Origin of the sequence: Flagellimonas taeanensis, assembly GCF_003584105.1 — a bacterium.
Lineage (GTDB): Bacteria > Bacteroidota > Bacteroidia > Flavobacteriales > Flavobacteriaceae > Flagellimonas > Flagellimonas taeanensis.
Genome location: NZ_QXFO01000005.1, coordinates 165561 through 179167, shown reverse-complemented (window position 1 = coordinate 179167; position 13607 = coordinate 165561). Strand labels below are relative to the sequence as shown.

Below are 13607 nucleotides of genomic sequence, written 5' to 3'. Positions count from 1 at the left end.
GGTTCACAATCCTGATGCTCCAACACAAAATCACAAGAATCCAACGGGTCGGTTCCATCTTCCTTCTCTTGGCCATTGCTTACGCCATCGCCATCACAATCCTCTTTTTTCCACTTATCGGAAGGGGAGCAGTTTTGATGCGCCAATATAAAATCACAGGGATCCAACGGGTCGGTGCCATCCTCTTTCTCCTTACCGTTGGTCACACCATCTCCGTCACAATCTTCTTTCTTCCATTTGTCGGATAGGGAACAATTTTGATGCGCCAATATAAAATCACAAAGGTCCAATGGATCTGTACCATCCTCTTTCTCCTTGCCATTGGTCACGCCATCACCATCACAGTCATCCTTTTTCCAATTGTCAGAAGGTTCACAATCCTGATGTGCCAATATGAAATCACAGGGATCGTTGGGGTCGGTTCCGTCCTTGGCTTCCTGATCACAACTAACACCGTCTCCATCACAATCCGTTGTAAAATTTGTTATATTAACGAGACTATAATCAAAAATTTCCAAAAAACCATAAAAGCTATATTCTGCTTTAGATTGATCTACGCCGTTAGAATAAACAGGGGCGATTTTAAGAACACTTGTATGATGGTCAGTTGCCACTGGTGTTAAGGCTTTGCCATACGCTGAAGTTGATTCGAAAATCAAACAAATGGTTATGAATAAAATACTACGGACTACTCCACGTGGTGCCCGCTCAAAAGTAATGTTCTCCATAAATGATTAAGTTTTGGTCAACTAATCACCATGGCCTGTAGTAGTTCTCGTATGCGTAAGAAAATTGGGGTTTTCTTATTTTTTGTATTCTAGTCCCTTCGACACATGTCCATACAAAATGGTCACATAATTAAAGTTTTTGGGGCTCACCTCCTATTTTTCTCGATAAAAGGCGCATTCCTCATTATTAGATACCCATTTATGATCTATTGCTGTTTTCGTCAATAGAATGTACGACACAAACCCAAAGGAGAGCCTGCTAAAAAACAGGCTGAAATTACTTTTCTTTTCGATCTAACCGGTCTTTGTCCACGCATTTTTTTCCAATGATATCAACAATGGGATATCTCTTACAAAATGAGTGCTGAAACATATAATTCCCCTATTTTTGCCGAAATTTTTGTTGATGGATTTTGAAAGGGAAATAAATAGACGAAGGACATTTGGGATCATCTCCCACCCTGATGCGGGAAAAACGACACTTACGGAAAAACTGCTCTTGTTCGGGGGGGCCATCCAAGAGGCCGGTGCCGTGAAAAGCAACAAGATCAAGAAATCCGCCACCAGTGACTTTATGGAAATAGAGCGCCAAAGGGGAATTTCCGTGGCCACTTCCGTGTTGGCCTTTATCTATAAGGACAAGAAAATCAACATTCTGGACACTCCCGGACACAAGGATTTTGCCGAGGACACCTTTAGGACGCTGACCGCTGTGGACAGTGTGATCGTCGTCATCGATGTGGCGAAGGGTGTGGAGGAACAAACGGAGAAGTTGGTAGAGGTATGTCGTATGCGCAACATCCCCATGATTGTCTTCATCAACAAATTGGATCGGGAAGGAAAAGATGCCTTTGACCTTTTGGACGAGGTGGAACAAAAATTGGGGCTGTCCGTCACTCCTCTGAGTTTTCCCATCGGCATGGGATATGATTTCAAGGGAATCTACAACATCTACGAGAAGAACATCAACCTTTTTAGCGGCAGCAGCAAAAAAAATATCGAAGAGACCATCGCCTTCGATAATCTGGACAGCCCTGAGTTGGAAAAGATCATTGGCACAAAGGCCGCAGAAAACCTACGTGACAATTTGGAATTGGTCAACGGCGTGTACCCTCCCTTTGATACCGAGACCTATTTAAAAGGGCTACAGCAACCTGTCTTTTTCGGTTCGGCCCTGAACAATTTTGGCGTCCGGGAGCTATTGGACTGTTTTGTGGAGATTGCCCCATCACCTCGGGCAAAAATGGCGGAAGAGCGTTTGGTCAAAGCCAATGAAAAGGAGTTTTCGGGTTTTGTGTTTAAGATCCATGCCAATATGGATCCCAAGCATCGGGACCGACTTGCCTTTATCAAAGTGGTTTCCGGTACTTTTGAACGGAACACTCCTTACCTCCATGTACGGCACGACAAAAAATTGAAGTTCTCCAGCCCCAATGCCTTTTTTGCCGAAAAAAAGGAAATTGTGGACATTTCCTATCCTGGTGATATTGTCGGGTTGCACGATACGGGCAACTTTAAGATCGGAGATACGTTGACGAGTGGTGAACAGTTACATTACAAAGGTATTCCTAGTTTCTCCCCGGAACATTTCAGGTACATCAACAATGCCGATCCCATGAAGGCCAAGCAATTGTACAAGGGCATTGACCAGCTGATGGACGAGGGCGTGGCACAGTTGTTCACCTTGGAATTGAACGGAAGAAAAGTAATAGGTACCGTTGGGGCCTTGCAATATGAAGTGATCCAATACCGCTTGGAGCATGAATATGGGGCCAAGTGCACGTATGAGAATTTCCCCGTGCACAAAGCGTGCTGGGTGGAACCCACTGATAAAAACAATGAAGAGTTTGCCGAGTTCAAACGAGTGAAGCAGAAGTTTTTGGCCACGGACAAACGTGGACAACTGGTCTTTTTGGCAGACTCACCTTTTTCCCTACAGATGACCCAACAAAAATACCCATCGGTAAAACTCCATTTTACTTCGGAGTTCGAATAAAACTGAAATCAAAAGGAATTCAAAAAGGTTGGTTGACATAAATACAAATAAAAAGCCCCAAACTTTGTTTGGGGCTTTTTTATGCTTCTCCCGTAGGTCCGAAGTTCAAGGGAATAGCAGGTTGCTCATAATCCTTGATGGGTCCGTGGGTCTTTTCAAACCGGGCTACATTGTCGTTCAGCGCTTTCAAAAATTTCTTGGCGTGCTGGGGTGTCAGGATGATTCGGCTCTTCACCTTCGCCTTTGGCGCACCAGGCATCATGCTGATAAAGTCCACCACAAACTCCGATACGGAATGATTGATGATCGCCAAGTTGGAATAGGTTCCCTCGGCGGTCTTTTCGTCCAATTCAATATTGATCTGTTTCTGTTTTTCCTCTGCCATTGATATAACTGTATAAAAAAGAAAACCCCGGCCATTAAGCCAGGGTTTCTGTTATTTAGAACTTAAATTCCTCTTTTCGGGCCATGATCTCATCATACTCCTCTTTCGAGCCAACAATGATGCTATCGTAATCCCTCATACCGGTACCGGCAGGAATCTTATGTCCAACGATCACATTCTCTTTCAATCCTTCCAAGGTGTCCACTTTACCGTTTACGGCGGCTTCGTTCAACACTTTGGTGGTTTCCTGGAACGATGCTGCAGAAATGAACGACTTGGTCTGCAACGATGCCCTTGTGATACCTTGCAGGATCGGAGTGGCAGTAGCTGCCACAGCATCCCTTGCGGTAACCAAGGTCTTGTCCTCTCTCCTAAGGATCGAGTTCTCATCCCTCAATTGACGGGCCGTTACGATCTGACCAGGCTTCAATCTTTCAGAATCGCCTGCATCTTCTACAACTTTCTTACCAAAGATCTCATCGTTCTCATTGATGAAGTCATCCTTGTGCACCAATTGGTTCTCCAAGAAAGTGGTGTCCCCTGAATCTTGGATCTGGACCTTGCGCATCATTTGACGTACCACAACTTCGAAGTGCTTGTCATTGATCTTCACACCTTGCAAACGATATACTTCCTGTACCTCGTTCACCAAGTATTGCTGTACTGCCGATGGTCCTTTGATAGCCAAGATATCCTCTGGGGTGATAGACCCATCGGACAGTGCCATACCAGCGCGTACGTAGTCGTTTTCCTGAACCAGGATCTGGTTGGAAAGTTTGACCAAGTATTTCTTCACTTCTCCGGCCTTGGACTCGATGATGATCTCACGGTTACCACGCTTGATCTTACCGAAGGACACTACACCATCAATCTCCGTTACCACTGCTGGGTTGGATGGATTACGTGCCTCGAAAAGCTCGGTCACCCTTGGAAGACCTCCGGTGATATCTCCTGCCTTGGCAGATTTACGTGGGATTTTCACCAAAATCTTACCTTCTTTGATCTTCTCACCGTTGTCCACCATCAAGTGGGAACCAACAGGCAAGTTGTATGAACGTATGGTTTCTCCCTTACCGTCTTTGATCAATAGGGTCGGGATCAACCTCTTGTTCCTGGATTCTGAAATCACCTTTTCTTGGAAACCGGTCTGCTCATCGATTTCCACTTGGTAAGTCATACCTTGCTCGATATTCTCATAGGCGATCTGCCCTGTGAATTCGGACACGATGACACCGTTATAGGGATCCCATTGACAGATAACAGTTCCTTTGGTTATTTTCTCGCCGTTCTTGACGAACAATTGGGAACCATAAGGAATGTTATTGGTACTCAATGTAATACCCGTCTTTGCATCAACAATCTTGATTTCTGATGTTCTGGAGATTACAATGTCACTCTTACCTCCACCATTGTCCACACCCTCGACGACCCTTAGGTCTTCAATCTCTGCAATACCGTCAAATTTGGCCTCCAGCTTGCTGTCCTCGGAAATGTTTCCTGCAATACCCCCTACGTGGAAGGTACGCAATGTCAACTGTGTTCCAGGTTCTCCAATGGACTGGGCCGCAACCACACCAACGGCTTCACCGCGTTGTACCATTTTATTGGTGGCCAAGTTTCTTCCGTAGCATTTTGCACAGATTCCTTGGGCTGCCTCACAGGTCAATGGTGATCTTACTTCTACCTTTTCAATAGGCGCAGCTTCGACCTTCTTCACATCGGCTTCGGAAATTTCCTGCCCTGCTTTAAGGATAAGCTCCTCGGTCAGTGGGTTATATACATCGTGCAGTGATACCCTACCCAAGATTCGCTCACCAAGGGTCTCCACTACTTCTTCGTTCTTCTTCAAGGCTTCCACCTCAATTCCCCTCAATGTTCCACAATCCTCGGTATTGATGATCACGTCTTGGGAAACATCCACCAAACGTCTGGTCAAATATCCGGCATCCGCAGTTTTCAAAGCGGTATCCGCAAGACCTTTACGTGCACCGTGGGTTGAGATAAAGTATTCCAAGATGGACAATCCTTCCTTAAAGTTGGAGAGAATCGGGTTTTCAATGATCTCGCCACCTCCGGCTGTCGATTTTTTAGGCTTGGCCATCAAACCACGCATACCGGTCAACTGGCGAATCTGTTCCTTGGAACCCCTCGCCCCGGAATCCAACATCATATATACAGAGTTGAATCCTTGTTTGTCCTCACGGATACGCTTCATGGCCAATTCGGTCAACATGGCGTTGGTAGAGGTCCAAACATCAATGACCTGGTTGTACCGTTCATTGAAGGTAATCAGACCCATGTTATAGTTCATCATGATGCCATCCACTTGTTCGTTGGCCTCGGCAATCATTTCGTGCTTTTCCTTTGGAATGATGATATCCCCCAAACTGAAGGACAGACCTCCTTTAAAGGCAAACTCATATCCCATGGTCTTGATCTTGTCCAAGAAGTCGGCTGTGGTAGGCACATCGGTCACCGCAAGGATGTCCCCGATAATGTTCCGTAGGGATTTCTTGTTCAAAACAGTATTGATATATCCTGCTTGTTCAGGCACCACAGTGTTGAACAATACACGGCCCACCGTGGTCTCAATGATCTTGTTGACCAACTCTCCTGCTTCATTGAAATCCTTCGTTCTTACCTTGATGATGGCATTAAGGGCAACTTTTCTTTCATTGAAGGCAATTTCGACCTCTTCGGAAGAATAGAAGGTAAGTCCTTCCCCTATTACGGGCTCTTCTGGAGTGGATCTTTTCTCTTTGGTCATATAATACAGACCCAAAACCATGTCCTGGGAAGGTACGGTGATCGGAGAACCGTTCGCTGGGTTAAGGATGTTCTGTGAAGCCAACATCAATAGCTGTGCTTCCAAAATGGCCTCTGGCCCCAATGGCAAGTGAACTGCCATCTGGTCCCCATCAAAATCCGCGTTGAAGGCGGTACACGCCAATGGGTGCAAACGAATCGCCTTCCCTTCAATCAGTTTAGGCTGGAACGCTTGGATACCCAATCGGTGCAATGTGGGGGCCCGGTTCAACAATACAGGGTGTCCTTTTAGGACGTTTTCAAGAATATCCCAAACCACGGGCTCCTTCTTGTCTATGATCTTTTTAGCAGATTTAACGGTCTTTACAATACCTCTTTCGATCAACTTACGGATGATGAACGGTTTGTAAAGTTCGGCCGCCATATCTTTTGGAAGACCACATTCGTACAATTTCATTTCCGGTCCAACGACAATCACGGAACGAGCGGAGTAATCCACACGTTTACCCAAAAGGTTTTGACGGAAACGACCTTGCTTACCTTTCAAGGAATCCGAAAGGGATTTCAATGGTCTGTTCGATTCTGTTTTTACCGCAGATGCTTTTCTGGTGTTGTCGAAAAGGGAATCCACAGCTTCCTGAAGCATACGTTTTTCGTTACGCAAGATCACCTCTGGTGCCTTGATCTCCATCAAACGCTTCAAACGGTTGTTACGGATGATCACCCGTCTGTACAAATCGTTCAAATCGGAAGTGGCAAAACGACCACCATCCAACGGCACCAATGGACGTAATTCCGGTGGGATCACGGGAATCACCTTCATGATCATCCACTCTGGGTTGTTCTCACGGTTGTCCTGTGATTCACGCAATGCCTCAACTACCTGAAGACGCTTCAATGCCTCGGTCTTACGCTGCTTTGAGGTCTCGGTATTGGCCTTGTGACGAAGTTCGTACGACAGTTGTTCCAAATCGATTCGGGCCAATAGGTCGATCAAACACTCGGCACCCATTTTGGCGATGAACTTGTTGGGATCGTTCTCTTCCAAGTACTGATTCTCAGATGGAAGTGATTCCAGAATGTTCAAATATTCCTCTTCGGTCAAGAAATCCAATTTATGGATCTCCTCACCTTCTGGACCTTTGGCAATACCGGGCTGGATGACCACATACCTTTCGTAGTAGATGATCATGTCCAACTTTTTGGAAGGTAGTCCCAAAAGGTATCCTATCTTGTTCGGCAATGAACGGAAGTACCAGATGTGCGCTACGGGTACAACAAGATTGATGTGACCCACACGATCTCTACGTACTTTCTTTTCTGTTACCTCTACACCACAACGATCACAAACGATTCCACGGTAACGGATACGCTTATACTTTCCGCAGGCACATTCGTAGTCCTTTACGGGACCGAAAATACGCTCGCAGAACAATCCATCACGCTCGGGCTTGTGCGTTCTATAGTTAATGGTTTCAGGCTTCAACACTTCGCCACGGGACTCGGCCAAAATGGACTCTGGTGAGGCCAATCCGATGGAGATCTTGTTAAACCTTTTTGGTGCGTTATTGTCTTTTATTCTAGCCATAACAATATGGTGATGATATAATTAATGTATAGTGTTCTATTCTTCCAATCTGATATCCAAGCCCAAACCTTTGAGTTCGTGCATCAATACGTTGAAAGATTCCGGTAAACCGGGTTCTGGCATAGTCTCACCTTTTACGATGGATTCATAGGTCTTGGCCCTACCGATAACGTCATCCGACTTCACGGTCAGGATTTCCCTAAGGGTAGCCGAAGCTCCATAGGCTTCCAATGCCCATACCTCCATCTCTCCAAAACGCTGACCACCGAATTGGGCCTTACCACCCAATGGTTGTTGTGTGATCAATGAGTATGGTCCGATGGAACGTGCGTGCATCTTATCGTCCACCATGTGGCCCAATTTCAGCATGTAGATCACACCAACCGTGGCCGCTTGGTCAAAGCGTTGACCGGTTCCACCATCATATAGGTAGGTATGTCCAAATCTTGGAACACCAGCTTTATCGGTAAGTTCGTTGATATCGTCCAAGGTAGCTCCGTCAAAAATTGGGGTACCATATTTCTGGCCCAATTTCAAACCTGCCCAACCCAAAACGGTCTCATAGATCTGACCAATGTTCATCCTTGAAGGTACACCCAGTGGGTTCAATACGATGTCCACAGGGGTTCCGTCTTCCAAGAAAGGCATGTCCTCTTGACGAACGATACGGGCAACGATACCTTTGTTACCGTGACGTCCTGCCATTTTATCACCTACTTTCAACTTACGTTTCTTGGCGATATAGACTTTGGCCAACTTCATGATACCTGCAGGAAGCTCATCCCCTACGGAGATGGTAAACTTATCCCTTCTCAGGTTTCCTTGGATATCGTTCAATTTGATCTTGTAGTTGTGCAACAGATCGGCCACCAAAGCATTGGTATCCTCATCGGTTGTCCAGCTACCTCCTACCAAGTGGGCGAAATCGTCAACGGCGTTCAACATCTTGATGGTGTATTTCTTTCCTTTTGGAAGTACTTCTTCACCCAAATCGTTGATGACACCTTGCGATGTCTTTCCATTGACCAGACCGAACAATTTCTCGATCAGCACATCTTTTAGTTGTTGGAACTTCACTTCGTAGTCCATCTCCAACCTTGAGATCGCTTCTTTATCCTCGGAACGTTTTCTCTTGTCCTTGATGGAACGTGAGAACAATTTCTTGTCGATGACCACACCTCTCAAAGATGGCGATGCCTTCAAGGAAGCATCCTTAACATCACCTGCCTTGTCACCAAATATGGCACGCAAGAGCTTTTCTTCAGGGGTTGGGTCGGATTCTCCTTTTGGAGTGATTTTACCGATCAAGATATCACCAGGCTTCACTTCGGCACCGATACGGATCATACCATATTCGTCCAAATCCCTAGTGGCCTCTTCGGATACGTTGGGGATATCATTGGTCAATTCCTCCGCTCCCAATTTGGTATCCCTTACTTCCAACGCATACTCATCGATGTGCACCGAAGTAAAGATATCCTCGCGAACCACTTTTTCAGAGATCACGATCGCATCCTCGAAGTTGTATCCTTTCCATGGCATGAAGGCTACCTTCATGTTCCTACCCAAGGCCAATTCCCCTTTTTCGGTGGCATATCCTTCACAAAGTACCTGGCCTTTTTTCACCTTGTCTCCTTTTCTTACGATGGGTTTCAAGTTGATGCTGGTACCTTGGTTGGTTTTTCTGAATTTCACCAATTCGTAGGTCTTGGAATCTTCTTCGAAGCTTACCAAGCGCTCTTCCTCGGTTCTGTCATATTTGATGGTGATCTTCTGTGCATCCACATATTCCACAACACCATCTCCCTCTGCATTGATCAATACCCTGGAATCGGTAGCCACTTGTCTTTCCAAACCGGTACCCACGATTGGGGATTCTGGACGCAACAATGGTACGGCCTGGCGCATCATGTTGGACCCCATCAAGGCACGGTTTGCATCATCATGCTCCAAGAATGGGATCAAGGAAGCGGAAATGGATGCAATCTGGTTCGGGGCAACGTCGGTGTAGTTGATCTCCACTGGATCTACCACTGGGAAATCCCCTTCATCACGGGCGATGACCTTCTCCCTGTCAATGGTCCCATCGTCTTTCAATGGAATATTGGCCTGGGCGATCTTCATACCTTCTTCTTCCTCTGCACTCAGGTAGATGTGTTCTTTCACATCGACCTTGCCATCAACAACTTTACGGTATGGGGTTTCCAAGAAGCCCATGCTGTTCACCTTGGCAAATACGGAAAGTGAGGAGATCAAACCAATGTTCGGTCCTTCAGGTGTCTCGATCGGACACAATCTTCCGTAGTGGGTATAGTGAACGTCACGCACCTCGAATCCTGCTCTTTCACGGGAAAGACCACCTGGTCCCAATGCGGACAATCTTCTCTTGTGCGTAATCTCTGCCAACGGGTTGGTCTGGTCCATGAACTGGGACAACTGGTTGGTACCGAAGAAAGAGTTGATCACGGATGACAGGGTCTTCGCGTTGATCAAATCGATCGGGGTGAACACTTCGTTGTCACGGACGTTCATACGCTCGCGGATGGTACGGGCCATACGGGCCAAACCTACACCAAACTGTTGGGACAATTGCTCTCCAACGGTACGTACACGACGGTTGGACAAGTGGTCGATATCATCGATCTCTGCCTTGGAGTTGATCAACTCGATCAAATACTTGATGATCGTGATGATATCTTCTTTGGTAAGGACTTCTTTGTCCATACCGATGTCCAAGCCCAATTTCTTGTTCATTCTGTAACGCCCTACTTCTCCCAAGGAGTAACGCTGGTCGGAGAAGAACAATTTCTCGATAATACCACGAGCGGTCTCCTCATCGGGCGGCTCGGCATTACGCAATTGTCTATAGATGTGCTCTACCGCTTCTTTTTCAGAGTTGGTAGGGTCTTTTTGCAATGTGTTGTGGATGATGGCATAATCCGACTGTGCATTATTCTCCTTGTGAAGCAGAATGGTCTTCACATCGGCGTCAATGATTTCATCGATATGCTCTTTTTCCAAAATGGTATCACGATCTAGGATGATCTCGTTACGCTCGATGGACACTACCTCTCCTGTATCTTCGTCCACGAAATCCTCATGCCATGTGTTCAGCACCCTAGCGGCCAATTTACGGCCCAATACCTTCTTCAATCCTGCTTTGGAAACTTTTACTTCCTCTGAAAGGTCGAAGATTTCAAGGATGTCCTTGTCCCTTTCAAAGCCAATGGCGCGGAAAAGGGTGGTCACCGGTAATTTTTTCTTACGGTCAATATAGGCGTACATTACACCATTGATGTCCGTAGCAAATTCGATCCAAGATCCTTTGAAAGGGATTACCCTGGCCGAATATAGTTTTGTGCCGTTCGCGTGGAACGACTGTCCAAAGAAGACCCCTGGGGATCGGTGCAACTGGGAAACCACCACACGTTCTGCCCCGTTGATCACAAACGTTCCGCTGGGAGTCATGTATGGGATGGTGCCCAAGTACACATCCTGAACTATGGTCTCGAAGTCCTCGTGCTCGGGATCGGTACAGTACAGTTTAAGGCGTGCCTTCAGGGGAACGCTATAGGTGAGTCCACGCTCGATGCATTCTTGGATGGAATATCTGGGTGGATCTATAAAGTAATCCAAAAATTCCAGCACGAACTGGTTTCTGGTATCGGTGATTGGAAAATTCTCCATGAAGGTGTTGTAGAGACCTTCGTTCCCTCTTTCGTCAGATTTGGTTTCAAGTTGGAAAAAGTCTTGAAATGATTTGATCTGAATGTCCAAGAAATCCGGGTATTCCGGTATGTTCTTAGCGGATGCGAAATTAACTCTTTCAATAGTGTTTGTGAACATCTATGGACAAATTTTGAACGTGAATACTATCTGGGTCGGTGTACGGCTTTATACACTCCTTATTAAAATAGGCTAAGGTCTAACCAAAAAATGGAAAGACCTTAACCAAACTTATATGGGAAAAGCTATTATTTAAGCTCAACTTCTGCTCCTGCTTCTTCCAATGATTTTTTGATGCCTTCGGCTTCGTCTTTAGAAATACCTTCCTTAACAGCTTTTGGTGCGCTGTCAACGATGTCCTTAGCTTCTTTCAATCCAAGACCAGTCAATTCTTTGACCAATTTAACCACTGCCAATTTAGAGGCACCGGCTGCCTTAAGGATCACGTCGAATTCGGTTTTTTCCTCAGCGGCCTCAGCATCACCACCAGCGGCACCGCCAGCAGCAACAGCTACTGCAGCAGCAGCAGGCTCGATACCGTATTCGTTCTTAAGGATGTCGGCCAATTCATTTACCTCTTTTACTGTAAGGTTTACCAACTGTTCTGCAAAATCTTTTAAATCTGCCATTTTTCTATCGTTTAATAAAATTTTAAAATATACTTAGTTTATTGTGCGCGAATTATTTCTCAGATAATGTCTTGAGGATTCCAGCCAGTTTGCCACCACCGGACTTAAGTCCAGAGATAACGTTCTTGGCAGGAGACTGCAACAATCCGATGATATCCCCGATGACCTCTTCTTTGGACTTGATGTTCACAAGTGCCTCGAGGTTCTCGTCACCAACGTAGATCGCTTCAGCTATAAAAGCTCCTTTCAACAAAGGTTTATCTGATTTTTTTCTAAAGTCCTTGATAAGTTTCGCAGGTGCGTTCCCTGTTTCGGACAACATCAAAGATGTATTGCCTTTCAACACGGTGGGAAGTTCACCAAATTCCTTATCGGAGGCTTCCATTGCTTTTGCAAGCAAGGTGTTCTTGACCACCGCGAGTTTAATGTTCGCCTTGAAACATGCCCTTCTTAGGTTGGAAGTGGCAACAGCGTCCAATCCGGAGATATCCGCCAAATAAATATTAGCGGCCTCGGCCAACTGTGCAGTCAAATCTTCTATTACGATTGCTTTTTCTTCTCTTGTCATAGTTAAAATATTGAACTACCAGTTAAATTAAACTGCTTTGGGATCCAATTGAACACTGGGACTCATGGTGCTGGACAAGTAGATGCTCTTCATGTACACTCCTTTTGCTGCGGAAGGCTTCAGTTTCACCAAAGTATCTATCAATTCCTTGGCGTTTCCTGCAATCTTGTCCGCAGAGAACGAAGCTTTACCGATAGCGGCATGCACAATTCCAGTTTTGTCCACTTTAAAGTCAATTTTACCGGCCTTCACATCGGATACGGCTTTACCGACCTCCATGGTCACGGTTCCGGTCTTTGGATTGGGCATCAATCCCCTAGGTCCCAATACGCGACCCAATGGACCCAATTTGCCCATAACGCTTGGCATGGTGATGATCACATCCACATCTGTCCAACCGCCTTTGATCTTATCCAAATAATCGTCCAACCCCACAAAGTCGGCTCCAGCTTCTTTAGCTTCTGCCTCTTTGTCCGGGGTCACCAATGCCAAAACTTTTACGTCCTTACCAGTTCCATGGGGAAGGGTAACCACGCCACGCACCATTTGGTTTGCTTTTCGTGGATCTACACCCAAACGAACTGCAATATCAATGGAAGCGTCAAATTTTACATTGGTTATTTCTTTTACCAAAGCTGATGCCTCTTGCAATGAATAGAGTTTGTTCTTCTCTATCTTGGCATGGGCTTCTTTTTGCTTTTTCGTCAATCTTGCCATTTATAAATTGCTTTGAGATTTTAAAAAGGTTTGGTGCCCGATACTTTTAGGCCCATTGATCTGGCAGTACCTGCTACCATGCTCATTGCAGATTCGATGGTGAATGCGTTCAAATCCACCATTTTGTCCTCTGCAATGGTCTTCACTTGGTCCCATGATACGGTACCGTTCTTGACCCTGTTAGGTTCGCCCGATCCTTTTTTAATCTTAGCTGCTTCCATCAATTGAACTGCCGCAGGTGGTGTTTTTACGACAAACTCGAAAGATTTGTCCATGTAGACGGTGATAACAACAGGCAATACCTTGCCCTGTTTGTCCTGCGTACGAGCATTGAACTGCTTGCAGAACTCCATAATGTTAACACCAGCAGCACCTAAGGCGGGTCCAACCGGTGGCGATGGGTTCGCAGCACCTCCCCTAACTTGTAATTTAACTACCTTACTTACTTCTTTTGCCATTGTTTCTAATTAAATTTAAAGTTGTGTCAATTGGAAGCAACACAGC

General features: G+C 45.8%; 8 protein-coding genes and 1 pseudogene. 1 reads left to right on the top strand and 8 read right to left on the bottom strand.

What is annotated here, in order from left to right; translation table 11 throughout:
• Positions 1 to 518, bottom strand: a pseudogene (locus D2V93_RS00950) (hypothetical protein); the annotation flags it as partial.
• A 616-nt stretch (positions 519 to 1134) separates the two neighbouring features.
• Here D2V93_RS00950 and D2V93_RS00945 point away from each other — a divergent pair.
• Positions 1135 to 2724 (top strand): peptide chain release factor 3, encoded by a 1590-nt coding sequence (locus tag D2V93_RS00945; RefSeq protein ID WP_119618005.1) that lies wholly within the window; start codon positions 1135 to 1137, stop codon positions 2722 to 2724.
• A gap of 79 nt (positions 2725 to 2803) precedes the next feature.
• Here the strand turns inward: D2V93_RS00945 and D2V93_RS00940 are convergent, their stop codons facing one another.
• The 7 genes from D2V93_RS00940 to rplK all read right to left on the bottom strand — a co-directional run bounded on the left by D2V93_RS00940 (position 2804) and on the right by rplK (position 13561).
• Entirely contained in the window at positions 2804 to 3109 is a 306-nt protein-coding gene (locus D2V93_RS00940; RefSeq protein ID WP_072879634.1) for a DUF3467 domain-containing protein, read from the bottom strand.
• 55 nt (positions 3110 to 3164) lie between these two features.
• Positions 3165 to 7463: a DNA-directed RNA polymerase subunit beta' gene (rpoC, locus tag D2V93_RS00935; protein WP_072879632.1), complete on the bottom strand. Its 4299-nt coding sequence runs from the start codon at positions 7461 to 7463 to the stop codon at positions 3165 to 3167.
• 36 nt (positions 7464 to 7499) lie between these two features.
• Positions 7500 to 11309: a DNA-directed RNA polymerase subunit beta gene (gene rpoB, locus D2V93_RS00930; protein ID WP_072879630.1), complete on the bottom strand. Its 3810-nt coding sequence runs from the start codon at positions 11307 to 11309 to the stop codon at positions 7500 to 7502.
• A gap of 128 nt (positions 11310 to 11437) precedes the next feature.
• Positions 11438 to 11818 (bottom strand): 50S ribosomal protein L7/L12, encoded by a 381-nt coding sequence (rplL, locus tag D2V93_RS00925; protein ID WP_072879628.1) that lies wholly within the window; start codon positions 11816 to 11818, stop codon positions 11438 to 11440.
• Positions 11819 to 11870: 52 nt separating this feature from the next.
• On the bottom strand, positions 11871 to 12386 hold the full coding sequence (gene rplJ, locus D2V93_RS00920; RefSeq protein WP_119618004.1) for a 50S ribosomal protein L10: 516 nt from the start codon (positions 12384 to 12386) through the stop codon (positions 11871 to 11873).
• A 27-nt stretch (positions 12387 to 12413) separates the two neighbouring features.
• Complete coding sequence (gene rplA / locus D2V93_RS00915; protein WP_119618003.1) at positions 12414 to 13103, bottom strand: 50S ribosomal protein L1; 690 nt, start codon at positions 13101 to 13103, stop codon at positions 12414 to 12416.
• Between the two features lie 20 nt (positions 13104 to 13123).
• Positions 13124 to 13561, bottom strand: coding sequence for a 50S ribosomal protein L11 (gene rplK, locus D2V93_RS00910; RefSeq protein ID WP_072879621.1), 438 nt, complete (start codon positions 13559 to 13561; stop codon positions 13124 to 13126).
• Between the last annotated feature and the right edge of the window lie 46 nt (positions 13562 to 13607).